24 protein-coding genes are annotated in these 21,171 nt (G+C 36.5%); 10 read left to right on the forward strand and 14 right to left on the reverse strand.

The window, feature by feature from the left end; genetic code table 11:
• Positions 1-119: 119 nt before the first annotated feature.
• The 3 genes from AC1FXP_RS01695 to AC1FXP_RS01705 form a co-directional block, all read right to left on the reverse strand.
• Entirely contained in the window at positions 120-875 is a 756-nt protein-coding gene (locus AC1FXP_RS01695; protein WP_480058207.1) for a YheC/YheD family protein, read from the reverse strand.
• Between the two features lie 581 nt (positions 876-1,456).
• Positions 1,457-2,635: an acetyl-CoA C-acetyltransferase gene (locus AC1FXP_RS01700; protein ID WP_480058209.1), complete on the reverse strand. Its 1,179-nt coding sequence runs from the start codon at positions 2,633-2,635 to the stop codon at positions 1,457-1,459.
• A 263-nt stretch (positions 2,636-2,898) separates the two neighbouring features.
• A complete protein-coding gene (locus AC1FXP_RS01705; RefSeq protein WP_480058210.1) occupies positions 2,899-3,786 on the reverse strand; it encodes a LysR family transcriptional regulator in 888 nt (295 codons plus the stop codon).
• A 189-nt stretch (positions 3,787-3,975) separates the two neighbouring features.
• Here AC1FXP_RS01705 and AC1FXP_RS01710 point away from each other — a divergent pair, with 189 nt between their 5' ends.
• From AC1FXP_RS01710 to AC1FXP_RS01720, 3 genes are all read left to right on the forward strand, one after another.
• Positions 3,976-4,065 (forward strand): YjcZ family sporulation protein, encoded by a 90-nt coding sequence (locus AC1FXP_RS01710; RefSeq protein WP_480058212.1) that lies wholly within the window; start codon positions 3,976-3,978, stop codon positions 4,063-4,065.
• Between the two features lie 263 nt (positions 4,066-4,328).
• A complete protein-coding gene (locus tag AC1FXP_RS01715) occupies positions 4,329-6,374 on the forward strand; it encodes a molybdopterin oxidoreductase family protein (RefSeq protein ID WP_480058214.1) in 2,046 nt (681 codons plus the stop codon).
• Positions 6,375-6,476: 102 nt separating this feature from the next.
• A complete protein-coding gene (locus AC1FXP_RS01720) occupies positions 6,477-6,602 on the forward strand; it encodes a hypothetical protein (RefSeq protein ID WP_480058216.1) in 126 nt (41 codons plus the stop codon).
• 217 nt (positions 6,603-6,819) lie between these two features.
• On the opposite strand, the gene AC1FXP_RS01725 is transcribed toward AC1FXP_RS01720, so the two are convergent.
• Positions 6,820-7,047: a hypothetical protein gene (locus tag AC1FXP_RS01725; protein WP_480058218.1), complete on the reverse strand. Its 228-nt coding sequence runs from the start codon at positions 7,045-7,047 to the stop codon at positions 6,820-6,822.
• A 668-nt stretch (positions 7,048-7,715) separates the two neighbouring features.
• Between AC1FXP_RS01725 and AC1FXP_RS01730 the strand changes: the two genes are divergently transcribed.
• Genes AC1FXP_RS01730 through AC1FXP_RS01740 form a run of 3 tightly spaced genes read left to right on the forward strand, consistent with a single transcriptional unit; the run spans position 7,716 to position 9,597 of the window.
• The gene (locus AC1FXP_RS01730) at positions 7,716-8,414 is read left to right on the forward strand and encodes a 2-phosphosulfolactate phosphatase (RefSeq protein ID WP_480058219.1); all 699 of its coding nucleotides are present in this window, start codon (positions 7,716-7,718) and stop codon (positions 8,412-8,414) included.
• A complete protein-coding gene (locus AC1FXP_RS01735; protein ID WP_480058221.1) occupies positions 8,411-9,202 on the forward strand; it encodes a phosphosulfolactate synthase in 792 nt (263 codons plus the stop codon). Before AC1FXP_RS01730 ends, AC1FXP_RS01735 begins: the two co-directional genes overlap by 4 nt.
• Complete coding sequence (locus AC1FXP_RS01740) at positions 9,199-9,597, forward strand: VOC family protein (RefSeq protein WP_480058223.1); 399 nt, start codon at positions 9,199-9,201, stop codon at positions 9,595-9,597. Before AC1FXP_RS01735 ends, AC1FXP_RS01740 begins: the two co-directional genes overlap by 4 nt.
• Positions 9,598-9,794: 197 nt before the next feature.
• On the opposite strand, the gene AC1FXP_RS01745 is transcribed toward AC1FXP_RS01740, so the two are convergent.
• Positions 9,795-10,151 (reverse strand): hypothetical protein, encoded by a 357-nt coding sequence (locus AC1FXP_RS01745; protein ID WP_480058225.1) that lies wholly within the window; start codon positions 10,149-10,151, stop codon positions 9,795-9,797.
• Between the two features lie 101 nt (positions 10,152-10,252).
• Entirely contained in the window at positions 10,253-11,242 is a 990-nt protein-coding gene (locus AC1FXP_RS01750; protein WP_480058227.1) for an acrylyl-CoA reductase family protein, read from the reverse strand.
• 289 nt (positions 11,243-11,531) lie between these two features.
• Between AC1FXP_RS01750 and AC1FXP_RS01755 the strand changes: the two genes are divergently transcribed.
• Entirely contained in the window at positions 11,532-12,200 is a 669-nt protein-coding gene (locus tag AC1FXP_RS01755) for a 3'-5' exonuclease (protein WP_480058229.1), read from the forward strand.
• A gap of 38 nt (positions 12,201-12,238) precedes the next feature.
• Positions 12,239-12,955 (forward strand): YwaF family protein, encoded by a 717-nt coding sequence (locus tag AC1FXP_RS01760; protein ID WP_480058230.1) that lies wholly within the window; start codon positions 12,239-12,241, stop codon positions 12,953-12,955.
• A gap of 11 nt (positions 12,956-12,966) precedes the next feature.
• Here the strand turns inward: AC1FXP_RS01760 and AC1FXP_RS01765 are convergent, their stop codons facing one another.
• From AC1FXP_RS01765 to AC1FXP_RS01780, 4 genes are all read right to left on the reverse strand, one after another.
• Positions 12,967-13,092, reverse strand: a complete 126-nt coding sequence (locus AC1FXP_RS01765) for a hypothetical protein (protein ID WP_480058232.1) — start codon at positions 13,090-13,092, stop codon at positions 12,967-12,969.
• A gap of 15 nt (positions 13,093-13,107) precedes the next feature.
• A complete protein-coding gene (locus AC1FXP_RS01770; RefSeq protein WP_480058233.1) occupies positions 13,108-13,449 on the reverse strand; it encodes a hypothetical protein in 342 nt (113 codons plus the stop codon).
• A 136-nt stretch (positions 13,450-13,585) separates the two neighbouring features.
• Entirely contained in the window at positions 13,586-13,894 is a 309-nt protein-coding gene (locus AC1FXP_RS01775; protein WP_480058235.1) for a hypothetical protein, read from the reverse strand.
• A 71-nt stretch (positions 13,895-13,965) separates the two neighbouring features.
• Complete coding sequence (locus AC1FXP_RS01780) at positions 13,966-15,483, reverse strand: carboxypeptidase M32 (protein ID WP_480058237.1); 1,518 nt, start codon at positions 15,481-15,483, stop codon at positions 13,966-13,968.
• Between the two features lie 142 nt (positions 15,484-15,625).
• Here AC1FXP_RS01780 and AC1FXP_RS01785 point away from each other — a divergent pair, with 142 nt between their 5' ends.
• Positions 15,626-15,934 (forward strand): HesB/YadR/YfhF family protein, encoded by a 309-nt coding sequence (locus AC1FXP_RS01785; protein ID WP_332632838.1) that lies wholly within the window; start codon positions 15,626-15,628, stop codon positions 15,932-15,934.
• Between the two features lie 55 nt (positions 15,935-15,989).
• Here the strand turns inward: AC1FXP_RS01785 and AC1FXP_RS01790 are convergent, their stop codons facing one another.
• Positions 15,990-16,256: a DUF2564 family protein gene (locus tag AC1FXP_RS01790; RefSeq protein WP_480058239.1), complete on the reverse strand. Its 267-nt coding sequence runs from the start codon at positions 16,254-16,256 to the stop codon at positions 15,990-15,992.
• Between the two features lie 1,149 nt (positions 16,257-17,405).
• On the opposite strand from AC1FXP_RS01790, the gene AC1FXP_RS01795 reads away from it, so the two are divergent.
• On the forward strand, positions 17,406-18,140 hold the full coding sequence (locus AC1FXP_RS01795; RefSeq protein ID WP_480058241.1) for a YheC/YheD family protein: 735 nt from the start codon (positions 17,406-17,408) through the stop codon (positions 18,138-18,140).
• Positions 18,141-18,207: 67 nt separating this feature from the next.
• On the opposite strand, the gene AC1FXP_RS01800 is transcribed toward AC1FXP_RS01795, so the two are convergent.
• The 3 genes from AC1FXP_RS01800 to AC1FXP_RS01810 are packed head-to-tail and all read right to left on the reverse strand — an operon-like array spanning position 18,208 to position 20,922.
• Positions 18,208-18,633 (reverse strand): CotY/CotZ family spore coat protein, encoded by a 426-nt coding sequence (locus AC1FXP_RS01800; RefSeq protein ID WP_480058243.1) that lies wholly within the window; start codon positions 18,631-18,633, stop codon positions 18,208-18,210.
• Positions 18,634-18,660: 27 nt separating this feature from the next.
• Positions 18,661-19,680: a YheC/YheD family endospore coat-associated protein gene (locus AC1FXP_RS01805; protein WP_480058244.1), complete on the reverse strand. Its 1,020-nt coding sequence runs from the start codon at positions 19,678-19,680 to the stop codon at positions 18,661-18,663.
• 21 nt (positions 19,681-19,701) lie between these two features.
• The gene (locus tag AC1FXP_RS01810) at positions 19,702-20,922 is read right to left on the reverse strand and encodes an ATP-grasp domain-containing protein (RefSeq protein WP_480058245.1); all 1,221 of its coding nucleotides are present in this window, start codon (positions 20,920-20,922) and stop codon (positions 19,702-19,704) included.
• Positions 20,923-21,171: the final 249 nt, after the last annotated feature.

The following is a 21,171-nucleotide window of genomic DNA, read 5'->3' on the forward strand; positions in this document are numbered from 1 at the left end:
TACTACCATTTAATTTGTAGATCAAGCCATAGAGTAGTTGATACAAATGGTAGTAAGTTCCGCCAAGCAAAGCTATAGTCCTATATTGATTAGTCTTTATTCAGACTAATCTTTTATTCTTATCCCCTTCGATATTGTTCTATTTTTTGAAGCGTTGGTAAATCATTTAATACTTTAAATAAGGAAATTGAAGGTTTTAAATTAGCTTCAATGACCCAAATCCTTCCTTTTTCGTCTAATCCAACATCTAAGCCTATCGTACGACATTTTCTATATCGGTGTTTTATACTAGTAACAGCCATGAGAGAAATTCTTTTTATCTTAGCTACTGTACCCTGACAATTGATTGTAGACTGTTCAATAGCTTCTTCTATAGATGAAATTATTTGTGCCGCATTTGTTATAACATACCTACTAGCAGCTACCTTTGCAGCTAACCCCGTTACAACCCATCTATCACTTCCTATTTTTCTTTGAACCATTACACGAATATCAAAAGGACAATTTCTTATTGTAGCGAAAGGAATAAACCTTTGAATGATATAGCGTTTATTATCAAGGTAAGTTGCATTTAAAAAACTATATGTTTCTGCTTTACTACTAAACATAAACCGGTTTTGTCCTTGGTGTATTTCATATTTCCCCTCTCCGAGAAAGGATATTTTAATAACTTTCTTGCCAAAACTCCCATAATTGGGCTTCACAATGACCTCACGATATTTTTCAAGCATCTTCCATAATGTTTGTTTACTAAAAAACTGCGTTTCAGGTAAATATGCTGCCAGCTCTTTGTTTTGCTTCATTAACCTATACTTTCTATATTTTCCTCTACGACGTTGCCTCTTAGTATCAGTATACTTATTTTGACTAGCCATTTAAGAAGTCACCTCCTGAATATGTTTTATTTCTATTCTATGCAATTACTGAAATTATTTTTGTTCTCTTGTCTCAAAAAGTAAAAATGTACTCATACAGGTCATAGGATTTTGAGTACTAGAGTGTGTTTAGCTTAAAAAGTAATCACTAGATTCAATTTAGTTCATAAATTTAATTCACACAATTAGGAACCATATTTCTGAGCATCACTGCTGTTTAGGCTTTTATGAGCATAGGCTGCTCCAAAAGTCCGGAACAGAGGTGGCAATGGCTACGTTCGCTACGCGCCTTGAGAGGAGAAACCCACTCCTCTCAAGGCTTTCAAAAGATGTAGCGACTTCGCTCATTGCTTCGGGGATGTCTCAAAAGGTCAAAAACAGACCTTTTGAGACATCCCTATTTTTCACGTGAAGTACTCGATTATTTAGGTTTGGGACATCTTGTATCTTTGAAGTGTTTAAACCGATTAAAACTAACCGATATAGAAGCGAAAAATCAAATCATGAGAAACCCCCACTTTATAAAAGTGGGGGTTTCTCGACAATAGGACTTCTATTATTTGAGTCCTTTTCTCATACTATTAACGTTCAACAATAAGTGCTGTTCCTTGACCGCCGCCAATACAAAGCGTAGCTAATCCGCGCTTCGCATCTCTACGTTGCATTTCATGTAACAATGTTACTAATACACGTGTACCAGATGCACCTACAGGGTGACCTAACGCAATCGCACCACCGTTTACATTTACCTTTTCAGGATCTAAGCCAAGATCTTTTACGACAGCTAATGATTGTGCAGCAAATGCTTCGTTAGCTTCGATTAAATCTAAATCTTCAACTGTTAGTCCAGCACGCTCTAGAGCTTGTTTCGTTGCTGGTACAGGCCCATATCCCATAATTTTTGGATCAAGTCCTGCATTTCCGTATGATTTAATTGTCGCTAATGGCTCAAGTCCTAGCTCTTCTGCTTTTTCTTTTGCCATTAAGACGACCATCGCTGCTCCATCGTTAATTCCAGATGCATTCCCTGCAGTAACCGTACCATCCTTCTTAAAGGCAGGACGTAGCTTAGCAAGCTTTTCAATAGTTAGACCATGCTTTGGATGCTCATCTGTATCAATTACAGTAGGCTCGCCTCTTCTTTGCGGGATTTCAACTGGAACGATTTCATCTTTAAAGCGGCCCTCTTTTTGTGCTTTTTCTGCCTTATGTTGACTATGTAGGGCAAACTCATCTTGCATTTCTCTGCTTAATTCCCATTGTTCTGCAATGTTTTCAGCAGTTACGCCCATATGAAAATCATTAAATTTGTCTGTTAAAGCATCGTGAATCATTGTATCCATTAACTGACCATGTCCCATACGTTGACCCCAACGTGCATTTGGAAGAACATAAGGAGCGTTACTCATGCTCTCAATTCCACCAGCTAAAACTACATCTGCATCGCCTAAAGCAATAAATTGCGCTCCCATACTAACCGTACGAAGACCTGAACCACATAATTTATTAATCGCTGTAGCTGGCGTAGTTTCCGGTAAGCCGGCATTAATAGCAACTTGACGTGCTACGTTTTGGCCAAGACCAGCTGACAAGATGTTTCCAATTAATACTTCATCTACTAGTTCTGGATCAATATTTGCTCGTTTGATTGCTTCTTTTGTTGCGACAACCCCTAAATCAACTGCTGATACACTCGCTAATGAACCACCGAATGTCCCAACTGGCGTACGTACTGCACTTACAATGACTACTTCTCTCATCTTTTACTCCTCCTGCGACAAAAAAATGTATTCGTTTCCCTTACACATACTTAAATTCGACCAATTTATGTTTATTCCTGCAAAAAAATCACAACTTTTCAAAAAAATTTGTTTTATTTTACAGAGGAGAGGGGAAAGGTTAAGTTATGCCATTTGTTAGTTCCCCCGCTTATCGATTTTATATATTTAAAAAAGCCTTCTATGAGTGGCTTTCTCATAGAAGACTTGCAAAGAACACCTTGCTACTCATCGTGGCTCGATTTTTACATTTTTTTTATATTTAGTATTTTCTCGATAAATAAATCATGCGCTCGTGAGACAAAATCATGTTTCCCTTTTATAATAGATAGTTTTCGTGTGAACCTCTGGTTTGCAATATTGATTTCCTTTAGCTCACCTAATTCTAATTCCTTCCTTACAGTTAAGCGTGAAATCATCGCTATACCAAGTCCTGCAGAAACAGCCTCTTTAATTCCTTGGCTGCTACTAAAGACAAAGGAACGCTTCATTTGTAATTCTAGATGCTGAATCAGTTGGTTACTGAACGCCCTTGTTCCAGATCCACTCTCTCTTAATATCCATACTTGATTTTGTAATAAGTCAGGGCTTACTACACTGACTTGTGCTAATGGATGGGAACTTGAAGCAATTATAATCATTTCATCATCCATGAACGGAACAACTTCTACTTCCTGATCGCTAACTTCTCCTTCAATTAAGCTAATATCTAATTCATTTGTCCGTGTTTTCTCCATGACTTCTTCTGTATTTCCAACCATTACTTCAACATTGACCTTAGGGTGATCGTTCGCGTATTCAGCAAGGACTCTCGGAAGGATGTATTCTCCTATCGTAAAACTAGCCCCAATTTTGATCGTACCTTGAACAATATGGTGTTGATCGGCAATTTCCTGCTTTGCTTCTTCATAAAGAGATAACATTTGTCTTGCCTTAATATAAAACATCTCTCCTGCAGCTGTTACTTTTACCTGTTTCGGTGAACGAATAAACAACGTTGTTTCCAATTCACTCTCGAGATTACGAATATGAAGACTGACATTTGGCTGTGATAAATTTAGAACCTTTGCCGCTTTTGAAAAATGCTTCAACTCTACAACAGTGACAAATATTTTTAAATGATCGATATGCATGATAAACCCCTCTAGTTTCATTTCCTTTATTTTATCATAACTTTTTCAAATGATCAGGCTCCCATATATTTGATTGGCTTATGATCACTAGGCACTCGTTTTATTTTTCATTATATAGTCCCCTGCCCAATCAAATTCAGCATGTCATCATAGAGTGTAGTATAGCAACTCAAAAAGGAGGTATTCCACATGGGTTACTACGGCACAGGTGGTAGCGGATTTGCGTTAATCGTTGTGCTTTTCATCCTACTTGTTATTGTAGGAGCTGCTTTTTGTTAAATAAAGAAATTACCCAATAACAGTTGAGGCCATTGAAAAAGTCCTTTTTAGCAGATTCGAGGAAGCAGCAATGGCTCCACACGTTGCGCGTCTGCTATGAGAAACCCACTCATATCAGGCTTAAAAAAGTTGCAACGGTTCCGCTCATTGCATAGAGGCAACTGAAAAAGGGAAAATCACCTTTTTTAGTTGCCTCTTAAACTTTTCTACTATTCAATTAAATGATATAATCTACTAACTTCATTTTGGAAAGGGTTAAAACCATGACATCATTTGTATCAAAAGTAGATGGAATTTTCCCATCAGTCTGTTCTTTAGATTGTCCAGACCAGTGCGGACTATTAGTACATAAAAAAGCGGGAAAAATTGTCAAGATTGAGGGTGATCCCAATCACCCTGTTACACAAGGAGCGATTTGCAATAAAGTTCGACATATGACAGAACGTCTCTATGATCCAAAACGACTAACGACTCCGCTAAAACGTGCCGGTGCTAAAGGGGAAGGGAACTTTACTCCTATTTCTTGGGAGGAAGCCATCGAAATCATTGTTTCAAAATGGAAAAAATTAATTGAAAACGAAGGACCTGAGTCAATCCTTCCTTACAGCTTCTATGGAAATATGGGTAACATCAATGCAGAAGGAATGGATCGTCGCTTTTTTCATCGACTAGGCGCCAGTCAGCTTGACCGGACGATCTGCCAAACTGCAGGGTCTGTAGGCTATCGCTATACGATGGGTGGAGCATATGGAACAGATCCTGAGGAAACAACGGAAACGAAACTTTTTATTTTATGGGGGATCAATGCTGTAAGCACTAACATGCACCAAATGATGCTGGCTCAAAAAGCTCGCAAAAATGGGGCGAAAATCATCGTCATTGATGTCCATAAAAATCAAACAGGCAAAATGGCTGATTGGTTTATTCCGATTGTTCCAGGTACAGATAGCGCGCTAGCTCTTGGAATGATGCATATACTTTTCAAAGAAAAGTTAGTTAATCAACCATTTTTGGAAGAATACACAGTTGGATATCAACAATTAGAACAGCACGTAAAACAATATGATCCTGAAACGGTTTCTGTGATTACTGGTGTCCCAGTTGATGACATTTATAGATTATCTCGTATGTACGGTACCACCTCCCCCTCCCTTATTCGTATCGGGAATGGGTTACAGCACCACGATAATGGCGGGATGATTGTACGGACGATTTCATGTTTGCCAGCCCTAACAGGAGCATGGCTTGAAAAAGGCGGTGGTGCGCTCAAATCAAATTCAGGGTTTTTGTCTCACAATTCGGCATCATTGCAGCGACCAGATCTGCTAAAAAATAAACAAACTCGCGTGTTTAACATGAATGAACTAGGAAAAACGTTACTAGACACATCTCCTCCTGTAAGGTCACTTTTTATTTATAATTGCAATCCTGCAGTCGTCACACCTGATAGTAACAAAGTGCGTGAAGGATTGGCACGGGAGGATTTGTTTACCGTTGTTCATGACTTATTTTTAACAGAGACAGCAGCGTTTGCTGACTTAGTATTACCAGCCACTTCAGCTTTTGAGAACACGGATTTCTATACGTCTTATTGGCATCATTACATTCATATGCAAAAGCCTATTGTAGAACCCTTTGGAGATAGTAAGTCAAACACTGAGGTATTCCGCTTGTTAGCAAGAGCCATGGGTTTTACAGAAGATACCTTACAAGACTCAGACGAGGAATTAGTTCGTCAAGCTGTCCATCATCCAGAAAATCCTTACTTAAAACATGTACAGTATGATGAATTAGATGAAAAACTGTATATCAAAGCAGATCGAAAGCCATTTTCCTTACTTGACCTTACTACACCAAGTCGAAAAATTGAGCTTTATTCAGAGACTATGGTCAAAGATGGATATCCTGGTCTACCGACACACATTCCTTTGGTAAACGACGGCGAGTTTCCATTTCTATTTGTTCCTGGCCCGAATCATAATTTCTTAAATTCAACATTTTCCAATAACGATAAGCACATATCGTTAGAAAAAGAACCTAAAGTTCATATGAATCAATTGGATGCACAAAAGCTCGGAATTGCAGACGGTGACATGATTCGAATCTGGAATAATCAAGGCGAATGTGAATTAATGACCGCAGTAGGAAAAAATGTTCTTCCTGGTGTTCTTGTCAGTCAAGGCTTATGGGCTGATATGCCTGGTAAGAAGCAACTTGTCAATGCCTTAACACCTGACCGTCTATCCGATATGGGTGGAGGGGCTACGTTCTTTTCAGGTCGTGTTGCTTGTTCGAAAGAGTTGTCCTAGAAATCTAGTAATACTACTTTTTTGTCATATTAATCTCCTATACTCATATACTTGGACAAAGCGTATATAAAATAATTAAAACAATGAACGGTGGTGCTTAAATTGAAGATTATTTCATGGTATGCGCACAAGGAAAACAAGAATGAAAAAAAAGAAGATCAAAAAGTAGTAGCAAAGACTTCTTTAAAGGACCTCTTTAAGGCAAAGAAAAATGATCAATCTGAATAAGTAACGAAATAGCGAAATAATGAGTAACAGCAAACCACTATCCTTCCATCGATAGATTGGTTTCTGTTACTCTTTTTACTATCAAAACCCTGAAGCATTGTGCACCTACACCTTTTAAAAGCCTTTTAGAGGAGTGGGGTTCTCCTCTAAAAGGCGCGTAGTGAACGGAGCCATTGCCACCTTTGTTACTAGCTTTTAAGACAGTCCCCTCTGCTTTTTATATTTTTCCTTGATCCAGTTCAAACTGCCCGGTTAGATAAACAATAACCCCTTTTCTCCCTAAAGACTGAATGGATTTAATCTTTTTTAATACTCGATCCGCATGTCCTCTTTGTTCAATCCTGCGTAAGACTTCTTTGACCGTTGCTTTTTTGTTTGTCAATGGAGATACCAAAATGTCCTCCTTAACAATCCCAAACCGTTCCTTTAAGTAGTGTTCAATCAAAGAAATCACACCTTTCTTTTTAAATCCAATTTATAATAAAAGATTGACCTTTTATTTCAGTTCTTTTTTAAATCTTATATCTCATATGGTCGTCCCCTCAAACCTTTCGTCAGAATATATCTCATTAAAATAATCGGTCATTTCACTTTTTAGACAAAAATGATCAACACAAGTACAAAAAAGGTAAACACACCTTTTCAATGCAATAAAAAAAGCTACTAACTTTTTTATTCGTTAGTAGCTCCATTCTATTCAAGCTATTCAAAAATGTGACAAAATACAGTAAATGTAATAAAATTTACATTTCGTCTCCCCTAATTTCTCATTTTTGAAACACTTTTAAATATTTTTTCAAAGATATCAAACGTACGAGATTGAACATCGCTCAGATCTTCTGTATAAAATTGATAATGATTTTTGCCTTTTCTTTTCGCATGATACATTGCCTTAACTGCATTTTCTATATGCGTTTCCGATAAATCATTGATTTTGTCATTGTTACACACTCCCATTTTAAATGTGACGTTGAATACAACGTATTATCTTCATCTTACTACAAGAAGCTCACTTCCTTAATTACAATAGATGATGCAGACAGTTTTTAGTAACAACTCTTTTGCTAGGCGAATATAGTAACCTTGACACTAAGCCTCTAGGAGAGATATAAAATGACTATTGCCATCTACCAGGGAAATAATATCGAGTTGGAACAATCAGATGTCAATATTGTTATTGACGTCATACGTGCTTTCACAGTAGCTCATTATGCCTTTTTAGGTGGAGTAAGAAACATACTACTTGTTGGGTCGACTGATGAGGCAAAAGAATTAAAAAAAACACACCCACACTACTTACTAGCTGGCGAAGAACACGGCATTGCGATAAAAGGATTTGACTTAGGTAACTCTCCTAAACAAATTTCACAGGAAAGGTTGACTGATAAAACGCTTGTTCAAAAAACAACAAATGGTGTAAAAGCAACACTACACTCTTTAAATACGAAACACCTCTTAGTTACTGGCTTTTCAAACGCAAAATGTACAGCCGAATATGTTAAGGAGTTATATTCATTAGCCGACAAAAAGCTCATCGTTAATATCATTGCTTCTCATCCTACTGGAGATGATGATTTAGCCTGTGCAGAATATATAAAAAACGTAATTATAGGATCAAATACGATCACAGCAAAAGAAGTTGTAACTAGAATCATTCACTCACACGTTACACAGAAATTCTTTGATGAAGAAGCCAATTTAGATTTTGATCCTGAGGATATTAGCTTTTGCTCAATGGAACATAACAGCCATTTTATAATGGAAGTGAACAAAAACAGAAAAATACCAGTGATTGAGAGGAAAAACGTATGAATGTTACATCAACTTCTGGATTAATTCTTCCTGAAAGACAATTAAAACCGAGAACAAAAGGACTCACTGTGTTGATCGATAACGGGTTATCACTACATGCATTTAAAGACACAATCGCTAGCTCCCCTGAATTGGTCGACTTTGTTAAATTTGGCTGGGGGACGTCTCTCATAACGAAACAACTTCAAGAAAAATTAAACTGTTTATTGGAACATAGCATTCATTACTTTTTTGGCGGCACCCTTTTTGAGAAGTTTCTAAGTCAAAATAAAATTGAACAATATTATGATTATTGTAAAATGCACAACTGTAAATACATTGAGATCTCTAACGGTACGATCGATCTTTCAAATAAAGAAAAAGCAAAATATATATCTGAGTTCTCAGCAGACTTTCATGTTTTCAGCGAGGTCGGAAGTAAAAATTCGGAAAAATCCGATAATTTTTGTACATCTGAATGGATTGAACAATTACACGAGGATTTGGATGCGGGATCAACAAAAGTAATGACAGAAGCAAGAGAAAGTGGTACAAGTGGCATTTGTCAAAGTAATGGAGACATGCGCTATCACGTTATTGAGGAGATACTTGCCTCTTCCATTAATAAAGAGGATATCATTTTTGAAGCCCCAACTAAAAAGATGCAAACATTCTTCATACAACTACTTGGATCAAATGTGAACCTTGCAAATATCCCTTTTCATGACACCATTTCATTGGAAACTCTTCGATTAGGACTACGCTCTGATACATTTAATTTATTTGATATTAAGGAGTTAGAAAAATGAGAGAGACAAACAAGTTGTTTCACCTTGCGATCCCTTGTAAGGAGTTAGATGAAACAGTAGACTTTTATGAGAAATTAGGCTGTAAATTAGCAAGAAGGTATGATGACCGGGTAACCTTTAATTTTTTTGGAGATCAAGTGGTGTGTCACTTAAATCCAAACGACATTGACTTATCACCAAAGATGTACCCACGACATTTCGGACTCACTCTTATTAATAAAGAAGAATTTGATCAACTTCTTGATTTAGCCAAAAAGAACTCCCTACCGTTCTATTTAGAGCCAACTACTCGCTTTAAAGGAAAGCAAGAGGAACACATTATGTTCTTTTTAATCGATCCTGCAAATAACCTTTTGGAATTTAAATATTATCATGATATTGAAATGGTGTACTAATGGATTTGATTTCAAAAGGTATGGTTTTGACATCTTGAAAAGCAATGTGAGGAGGCGCTACATTTTTTTATAGGCCTTGAGAGGAGAGGTTTTCCCCTCAAGGCGATTAGTCGCGAATGGTGACATTGCTTCTCTGTTCCTAGCTTTTGAGACAGCCTTATAACACCAAATGTGTAAAGGTATGTTATATCTAGAAGTTATTGAAATTGATTAGGTGTTTGATTCATATGATTCATATTCATATGGTTCGTACTATGTGTCGATGGTTGCATATGTGTAGGTTGCATTGAAGTAGATTGCATGGAATGTGTTTGAGATAAGCGCTGATTTTCTTGAATTAATTGGTTACACATGTGAGAAAGTTGTTGAATTTGTTGACCTGCCATCCCTTCATGCTGAGCAATTTGTTGAAGCTGGCTAGTAATTTGTTTTAATTGAGAAGCATGTTGTTGTTCCATTTGCTGCATTTGGTGTAACATCTGCTGTAATTGCCCTGTCATTGATGACATGTTCATGGGTGTCATTGAACTCATTTGATTTGGTTGTTGAAACATATTTCATTCCTCCTAAAGATTAGATATTTATGGTACAAAGATAAATTAACCTTGAAGGGATTGAAATATGTGTTAAATCACTTGATTTTTTTAGCAGACAACTATAGCTTTACAATAGTCCTTCCACGAATTTTCCCTGCAACAATTTTGTCCAACACTTCTGGTAATTGATCTAATGAAACTTCTGTAACAAGTTCATTATGTAAATGTACTGGTTTCAAATCAGATGCTAAACGATTCCACACCTTCACTCGTGTGTTCATTGGACAATAAACGGAATCAATTCCTAACCAATTTACTCCTCTTAATATGAATGGAAACACCGTCGCCTCGACCTTCGTTCCACCCGTTAAGCCACTATTAGCAACAGAACCACCGTATTTAAGTGACGCAAGAACAAATTCCAGCGTTTTTCCTCCGACTGGATCAACCGCAGCCGAAAAGAGCTGCTTTCGTAACACTTTTTTATCTTCGGCAACTAAATCGTTACGATGAAGTACAGTTGATGCTCCTAATTGACGTAAATAGTCGTGTTCCTCTTCTTTTCCTGTACTTGCAGTGACGTCATACCCTAATTTCGCTAACATATCGACAGCAAGACTCCCTACACCACCCGTTGCTCCTGTTACAAGTACTGGTCCCTGATCAGAAGTTAAGCCATTTTCCTCTAAACGCTGAATCGATAAAGCCGCTGTAAATCCTGCCGTCCCTAGGGTCATTGCTTCTTTTAGAGTTAATCCTTCAGGTAGGGGAACGACCCATTCAGCTGGAACACATGCTAGTTCGCTAAACCCCCCGTGATGAGAAACCCCTAATTCATAACTTGTTACAATGACCTCGTCTCCTTCAGAAAACCGTTCATCTTTTGACTCAATTACTGTCCCCGCCAAATCTATTCCTGGAATAAGCGGATATGACTGAATTATTTGATTTGGAATCGTGGCCAATCCGTCTTTAAAGTTTACACTTGAATACTGAACTTGGATCGTTACATCTCCTGTATGTAAATCAGACGTCGATAACTGCTTTACTTCCCTCTTTGTTTTTCCATCTACTATATTTAATACAAATGCTTGAAATTGAATGTTCACCTCATTCATCCTCCCTTGTTTTGCCTCGTTTATCTTAAATAATATTACTGCTATAAGAATTACTTCTGTAACAACACTGACGTTTCCTTCCACTACTTTTGTCAAACTAATGGCTTGTACAAGACTGAAGAACAAACTCATACTACATATTAATAAAGAAAATTTACACCCTCTCACTTTATCTTTTCAAATAACTATTAATAAAAGGAGAATGCTCTGCTTATGATCTGCATTTAAATAGCCATTGAAGCACAGAGTATAAGTAGGAATGATGAAAGGATGATGATTGTTGGTAGCCGTCATATTTGATCTGGAACTCATCAAACGATTTAGAAAAGGTCAGCCTAGTGAAATCGTTGAAATTGGGGCCTGTAAAGTTCACCTTAAGAAAAAAGAAATTATTGACCAGTTCCAACTCTATATTTTACCAAAACGAGGTCATATCTCAAAAAGCACAAGGAAATTCATTAAAATGAAAGAAGAGGATGTAGATAAAGCCGTATCATTCGAGGAAGCCATTCAACAATTTGCTAGCTGGCTTGGTGATGACTATTATTTATGTTCATGGGGCAAAGATGACAAAGCACACTTTATTAATCAAGCTGCTCAAAGCAAGATAAACCTAGGTTGGCTACGAAATTACAATGACATCCAAAAGCCTATCGGGAAATTAATAACTGCAGACCCTAACAATCAATTAGGATTAAAAAATGCTTTGAAAATTGCAGGAATTGAACCAACCGGAAAAGCACACCGAGGAATTGATGATGCGATAAATACAGCCCAACTTTTTATTAAGTTTATTGACCGTATTGAGTTAGAAGAGAATACATTGTCCGAAAAAGAAATCCAAAACCAATATAAAAAATATAAGCGATCTAGGTTTCAACATACAGACAAACGACCAAATAAGAAGAAACGCATGGCTGCCTCAAACACTTCAAATAAACCGACTTAATAAGCCTACGAAATATATAAGAGGAAAGGAGGCGTAATGTGGGAACTATATTAGAACGAGGGTCTTATGTGAACGACGGACTCTTTCTTACTCCTGTTCATATAACAACGTTAGTTCTTTTCACTGTACTCGTTTTATTGCTTTTTTTATTCCGTCATTTCTCGTTTATCAACAAATATGGTCACTTGATTCTTATTGTCACTTTAATCTTATCTGAAATAACTATCATAAAATGGAGTATTACCGTTGGACTCTGGGATATTCGGTTCAATTTACCTTTACAACTATGTACAATAAGCCTCTATTTGTGTATATTTATGCTTATCACGAAGAGGCGCTTTATTTTTGAAATTGTTTATTTTTTTGGTTTGGCAGGTGCTTTGCAAGCACTCATAACACCTGAATTATTTTATACATTTCCTCACTTTCGCTTTCTGCATTTTTTCATAGCTCATTATGCGATTATCTTATCTATTCTATATATGGTTTGGGTTGAAGGAGCAAGCATTACACTTAGATCAGTCTTTAAATCATTTTTTGTATTAAACCTATTTGCCCTGATAGCATTCTTTACTAATATCACAACGGGGGCCAATTATATGTTTCTTGCTCGGAAACCACAAAACCCGAGCATTCTTGACTACTTAGGACCATACCCTTGGTATATTCTTTCCCTTGAAGTTATTGCTTTTGTGATGTTTCTTCTCCTCTATCTTCCGTTTCTAATTAGACAAAAGCGTTTGGAGCAAGGGTGAATTTTCTTTGTTTAGTGTGGAGAAGATTCAATCTCCTCAGTATAAAGCGGAATGACTTCTCCTTTCCCAATATAGGTGAATACAGTCATAATAGCTAAAAAAGAGACAATTAGTAGTACTGAACATAGTCGTTTCATTTCGTGTCTTTCCTTTCAGATTACGTGAAGATCACTTTTTTTCTTAACAATACGAGCTGTAGCTAATGCTGGATACGTTCGAATCACTTCGCCCTCTTCTATCCATACATCCACTATATCCCCCTCTTTTATCTGATCAATCTTAACGGCACGTAAATTTTCATCAAATAGAGACGCATCTCGTATATCAACGTAAATATTATTACAAAGTAACAACCAATGGTCTTCTACCTTAAATACATCACTTGAGAGATCTGCTTTTTCTTCCACTAAAGCTGTTAAACTGACTTGCTTCTTTTTTTTGGGAAAATACGGACTAAAGAAAGAGCTCCAAGCCTTTTTCGTTAACGGTAACATTACCTTTTCACCTTCCTGCTTTTTATAATAAAACGATCTATTCCTACAATTCGTTTCACCAAAAAAAAGAAGGAGGTGACCCAAAAGGTTCAATTCCCCTTTTCGTCACCTCCATGTTCTATCCCTTTTGCATAACCTAGTCTGGTTCAATGCAAGATATATTGGATAAATCAAACTGAAATTCATTCAAATATCGCTGTACGAGGCTCGCTTCTTGTTCTGATAGTCCTTGTAACGCTTCACTACAAACGATAGCTGGACCATATAGAGCCTTAACTTCATTGTTCTTTACTTGTACACCGTCTTGGTGACAAACGAAGCTATATTTCTTTTCTCCTAATGCTAAACTAAGAATTTGCGCCTCACCATGAAAATAAGTTTGTGGATCCGTTTCTAAAGCTATTACTGAACTCTCTTCTCTTGGATGCATTTCAACTATACGCATACGCTATTTCACTCCAACTAAAGATTGTGTCAATAGTATTGCCAAAAAAACTAAGATCCAACCATTTTCACCTAAAACTTATATAATCTACGATATTTTTCTTCCAGGTAACGAACAAGGGGCTTAGAATCAATGCCCCCGCCTGTAATATCTTTAATGATCTCAGCTGGCTTTTTCATTTTTCCATGTTGGTGAACTTTATTCGTTAACCATTCACGAATAGGAGCAAACTCACCTTCTTTCACCAATTGATCAAAGTTAGGTAAATCCTTCTCCATCATTTCTTTTATTTGAGCTGAATAAATATAACCAAGTGCATATGATGGGAAGTAACCAAATGCCCCAAACGACCAATGTACATCTTGAAGAACACCCTCGCCATCATGAGAAGGACGGATACCTAAATACTCCTCCATTTTGTCGTTCCAAGCTTGTGGAAGTTCAGCAACCGTAATCTTATCTTCCATAAGAGCTTTCTCAAGTTCATAACGTAAAATGATATGTAAACAGTAAGTAAGCTCATCACTTTCAATTCGAATAAGCGATTGCTTCGCTTGATTGACAGCAAAATAGAAATCCTCTAAAGAAACATCATCAAATTGACCAGATGAATGGCTCTTTAATAAGTCATAGTTACGCTCCCAGAACCCAAAATTCTTCCCAACGAATTTCTCCCAGAATAACGATTGGGATTCATGAATCCCCATTGATGTTCCATCAGCAAGCGGCGTTCCGATTAATTCTTGTGAAATATTTTGCTCATATAAAGCATGACCGCCTTCATGAATCGTTCCGAATAACGCTACACGAAAATCATCTTCATTATATTTGGTCGTTACACGAACATCATTAGGATTGATCCCAATTGCAAACGGATGAACGGTCTCATCTAAACGACCAGCTTCAAAATCATAGCCAATTTCTTTTAGGATATCTAAACTTAATGCCTGTTGATTTTCTTTAGGGAACTTCTTGAAAAGAAAATCTGTTTTGGGCTGATGAGATGATTCCATCACCCCTTTTACTAACGGAATTAGTTGATCACGTAACTCTCCAAACACTTTGTCAATCGTATCAACAAAGACACCTGGTTCATAATCATCTAATAATGTGTTGTATGGATGCCCTTCGTAACCCCAATAACCAACAAATTTCTTTTTAAATTCCACTAATTTTTCTAAGTTGGGACGGAACAATTCAAAGTCAGCCTTATCCTTTGCTTCTTCCCATAATGATTCTGACTGAGATTGCAGCATGACATATTCTTTAAATTCATCTTTTGGGATTTTGGCATTTCGTTCAAATGTCTTATGACACTCATCTACTGTCTTTTTTGTGATATCCGATAACTTACTATATGTACTTTCCTCGCGTAATGCTTTTAAATAATTGCCCATTTCTTCAGAAGTGGACAAAGCAAATACTTCTGATGACAATGTACCGATCACTTCCGATCGTTGCGATACTCCCTTTTTCGGAGCACCTGTACGTGAGTCCCAAGCTAATAGAGCAAGCGCTTGCCCATAATCCTCCATTTTCTTTACAAACTGCCTAAATTCTGTTTCAAGTTTTTGTATTTGTTCTGTCATATTTGGACGTCCCACCTTTACTCAAATATTAAATTTCATCCTTAGTCATTTCGCTATACGAATAAGTTTATCCTGCACGATAAATCAAATTATAGAAAAATGTCGACTGCTATGATATTGTTTTTACGAGGAGGGGAAACCATTGCATGTAACGATTACTGATTCAGCCGTAACATTATATATAAAGGAGATACCGCTAAAACAAGGGGATTCACTTAGACTTTTTGTAAGAGTAGGTGGGATCGGATCTGGTGGGTTTTCTGTAGGTGTAATAAAAGCAGATCCAACCCCAACATCATATAAGATCAAAAAAAATGGCATCACTTTTTTTGTGACTGAAGATGACTTTTGGTATTTGGATGGGATGACGATCGACTATGATGAAGACTTAGGCTATTTACATTTTTCAAACCCTAAATTCGAACAACTTGATCATCCTGAAAATATATAAAATAGGAAAAAGGACGTTTCAAACGAATCGTCCTTTTATTATTTCTGTACTCACTTTATTCCTTTGCTTCCTTTAGCTGATGATCCGCTTTGGCTATCAGTTCTTGTGACATTTCAAAAAAAGCTTCGTCAACACCTGTTTGGTGAGCCATTGCTCTTTGTAATTGTGCTTTTGCATCATTTAACGCATTTGTTGCAGCTTCAAGCTGCTCCTCATCCATACTTCGAGTCGCTTTACCAACCATATGTTCTGCAGACAGTACAGACATCTCAACTTGTTTTATGTCGTTGAATCCTGTTTGATTATTATATTGTTCTGACATAGCATATTCTCCCTTCAACTAATTGACAATCTACAATTTCAGGTTGTCCATCTCTGACAAAATCATACTTTTTAGCTGTATCAAGAAAAAATTTTTTAAAAAGAAGCATATTCTTTTCTAAAGCGGACATCATAATAACCGAGGAGCAGTTATTGCTTCTCACACACCATTCACCAACTTAATCAATTCGATGAACGATTTATCAACTCTAATTGAGGTGGTTTGCGTTGTACACAGTCCAAGAATTTCAAACATGTTCTTTGTAACATAAAATGAAATGAGGGGTGTCTGTGAAAGACAATAATCGTTAAGGCCGCAGAGAGTTACTAAATAGTATGTGAACGATTTTATCATCCTTTAATGAGGTGATTGCGTTGAACAGGATCCAGAAATTTCAAGAGTGTTATTTATAACATAAATGAAATGAGGGGTGTCTGTGAAAGACAATAATCGTTACGACCGCATAGGGTACTACTAGTAAAGCTAATCGATTCTCAATTGTTTGAGGTGATTCTATTGTACACATTCCGGAATTTTCAAGAATGTTATTTATAACATAAATGAAACGAGGGGTGTCTATGGAACGTAATAATCGATACGGCCGCAGAGAATAGAGAGAGAAAGGTGTTTGGTTTGAAGGGATGACCACCAATTGCGTTGGTCATCCCTTCTTTTTTTATTTTCTTTAACACAGAAAAGAGAAGAAAGTCATAGACCTTCTCCCCTAACGTAACCATTACCTAAACTCAAGAATCATATTTCATAGTACAATCTGGTTCGAACGAGTGCTTGTCACAGTAGATATTCATATCTACTGTGACTTGAATCGTGAAATTTCCTATTGTATATGTCAACATCAACTTGATGGGATATGGTTTAGGAGGTTAAGCTTAGCTAACCTCAATTATAGAATGTTCTTAGGTTCGGTTTTTATTCTTTTCAAATCTTACCACAATAGAGTACGTGAAATTTTAATATAGCCCATTAAGCTATACCTTTCCAACAATCCTGTATTGGTTTAATATTTGAAAAATGGGACATTCAAACAATCATTTTTATGAAAACCTCATATAACAATCGTATAAGAACATTGCGTGGAGGTGATTCATAACATTGGGTAGAAGCTATTGGTTTAGAAGAGAAAGTAAATTGTATAAAAACCAACTTTTAATGAAGAATAAGCACCTAGGCTCGCACTTGCCTGAAACACATAAATTTAGTAGACATTTTTTTTGGGAAATGCTTCATAAACATCAAGTAGTGATGGTTAAACCGTTAATAGGGTTCGGCGGGAAAAACGTTATTAAAATTTCTAAGATCAACGATAAAGTGTTTGAAGTTCATAATGGCCCTAATAAAAAGGTAGTTAAAGGAAGAGAAAATCTTGAACATTATTTACGAAAACAAAAAAAAGGAAAACATTCGTACATTGTTCAATATTGCATTCCATTAGCAACAATAAATAAAAAGCCAATTGACTTTCGTTATATCGTTCAGCGAAAAGGAGTGAAATCAGACTGGGTCATAACAGGTAAGTATGCAAAAATAGCGAGAGCTGGATTGATCACTACAAATTTGAAAAAAGGGGCCCGTGTGATTACTGTAAAAAAAGCTCTTCAAAAGTCTAATATTAAACATTCAAATCTAAACAAAATTATTACCGATTTGGATAGGGTAGCTTTAAACGCTGTAACATGTATAACTTCTTCATTTCCAAAACGAACAATTTGGGGAATCGACCTTGCCGTTGATAAAAGTGGAAAAGTCTGGATCATTGAAGCGAACTCTTTACCTGGAATTAAGGGATTTCGTAAATTAAGTGATTTACGTATGTATCGAACGATTAAGAAGTATATGGCATATAACAACTCTAACAAATTCTAATGAAAGGAGTCCTATCATGAGAATAGGATAGTGAGGGATACCCTCTCCTATCCTTTTTAGTTTATAATCATTTAGGGCCATTACCGCCTAAAGGTCGGTTTACTAGTGCCATTGATAAACGTTGGAGAGCAAAAAAGCAATGAAAATTAACCTCTATACAAAAATCAGTCTCCTCTAAACGAGACGTTTCACATATCGATTTAGCTATGCAGCCATTTTCATCAATAGGTCGTAACAACGATAATTTTCCACAACAAGTTGTTTTGCAAATTTCTTCTATTTTAAAAATATTCGTCTCAAAGCACCCAAAGCAATCATCCTCAACATCTCCAACATTTCCAAAAGCTTTGAGAGGTGTGAAATCTTTACTATATAAGATGATTGGTACAATAATTTTATCACAAGAGCAATCATATTTATTTTGTAACCTTTCAATTTTAATTGCTGACTTGCATATACAGTTCGTTGCATTAACACATTCTTTTGCAATCACAGTTGAAACTCCCTTCTTACATACGTATTAATTTTTTATTGCTAAATAACGAGCATAACGGATCATTTGTTTTGCAACATCTAACTCAAGAGAAAATGTAGGCGGGGTACCTGGTCTCCAGTTCACTTCAAAAATCCAGATTTTCTGATTCTTATCCAATCCTATATCTATCCCCAATTCATCAAGTTTGTATTGATATAAACCGTCAAAGTGTTTCGAAAATTGAATAGAAAACTGTTCCAAATACCTTTTTATATTGTAATATTCATCATGAAATTCCTGTTTTAAAAAATCCTCAAATATCATTGTAAAGCCACCACTGCTAATATTAGCTACAAATCCTTGTTGCGCAATACAAGGAAAAATGGTTGTTAAATTCCACTCTCCTTCCCCATCTTTTTGTACATGTAACCGGAAATGCGTAGCCAATCCACTTTTCGTTTTTGACTCTATAAAAACTTGGGCAAGATAAGTCATATTTTTTAATAAGGAAGTTATAAAATCCGTAAATTTTGCTGAATTCATGAAAACTGTATTGTTCTTATCTTGTTGAATGAAATAGGTTTCTTCGTTTTTCTTAACATGGATAATGTTTTGTCCTTTATGTCCGTAAAGTGGCTTTAAAACAATGTCCTTATATTGCATAAGAAATTCAAACACATCTTGGGGTTTTATCACCTCTATGGATGGAATTAAATATTCGGCAAATGTTTTGGCACCTTTTATCTTTTGAAAAACGTCCAACTTACTACCGATTGAATGACTTGTGAACGGAATCATTTCACCTAACCGCTCAACTATCTCCTCTTGTTTGTCAGTCTGAGGTGGACTGGCGTTATAAATAACATCCGGAAAAGGGACAACTTTTTGAATCCATTGACCGTTTTCATAAACCCACCCTTCTATTGTTCCGGAATCAAAATGAACACGACCAGGTGAGAAAAAATAAAATTCCACTCCTTCCATTTTGGCAGCAGCTGCATAGGCATAGGATTTAAATACCGTTTTTGGGTCTTTACGATGTGAAAGCATCCCTACCGTTACCAATGTTCATGAACCTCCTTTTCGTTAGACTGGTTGCAAATGAAATTGAATTTCTTCCGCAGCGTTTTTTGCAATTGTTTTTGCTTCGGTTAAGGTGTAAGCAGAAGATAACACGTAACCATACCTATGCCCCATCGACAAAGGCGATGTCATGAATGCCCCTTTACGAGGTTTTATATATACCTCCTCCACTCCATCGTGACGTAATGCACGCTGTTTTCCTGTTACCTTTTTCAATCTTCCCTTTGATTGAACCGTTAAATAGTGAGCGTAAGCAAATTTTGCATTTCGTTTTCGAAGCATGACTTTTTGTCCTGTATACAAATTAATCGTTTCTTCAACAAGGTTGATACCAAACGCTACTTCAATGAGGCGATTCATGACGCCTCCTGAAATCCTCGGGTTAATTTCAATTAGCTTCCACTGATCATTAACGCGTTTTAACTCTAAATGAAATGAACCATTTTGCATGTTAAATGCATTTATAATGGACTTCACTACTTGATCTAGACTTTGTTTCATTTTTTTATTCACCATAGCTAGTAACCCATATCCAGTAACAATAAAACGATCTTGTTTGGAAACCTCCTGTTCAATGACCGCAACGACTCTACCAACACCATTTTGCACCAACACTTCCAATAAATACTGAGGACCATCCAAATACTCTTCTATAAGTATTTGCTGGTTTGGGTATTTCTCGATTATTGATTGAAATGCTAATTGTAATTGTTGTTCATCCTCTACATAAAATACATCCTTAGAACCTGTCGAAACAGGTGCTTTTACTATCAAAGGTAAACAAGGTAAAGCATCCTTCATTTGACCGATTTCACCATCATTTTGATCAATGATCGTATAGCAAGGAGATATCGATAGTCCTTCTAACGTTTGTCGAGTTAGAATTTTATCCTCCATTTTTGATATGGCATCCATGTCAAAGGCCGCGTCACAAAATACGTTTGATAATTTTGCAGCAACCTGAACGAACGGGTCAATAAAACTAAGTACAGCAACGATCTGTTTCCCTTGTCGTCTAAGAAAAACCACCTTCTCTGCTAAATTATTGATTTCAATGACTTTTACATAATACATCTGATGCACATCTGGGAACTCCTCCCGTTGTGCCAAAAACTTTTTTCTTTTTGTTAAAAGCACAGTCAAATACCCCATTCGTTCTGCTGCCTTAATTGCTTCCCTGCTTGAACCAGATTTATTTGTTTCAATGAACACAATAGTCCGCATGATCCCAACTCCTATAAATATTCCTTAGAAACCATATAAGAAAAAATGTTCTAGCCTTGGCGGGCGGCTAAAATTAGATATAGATTTAATTTTTGTTAGTCAGTCCCCCTGCATTTGTTTTAGCTAATCAAACTAAACTATGATTATGACAAACAATTTGAGCACGTACCCAGTAAAATTTTTAGTGTTAAAGCTTCCAAAATGACCATTCTATTAAAAGTAAAGAAATGGGACAAAACTTCAAGATAA

It is taken from the genome of Halalkalibacter sp. HAAS-P013, assembly GCF_056619925.1.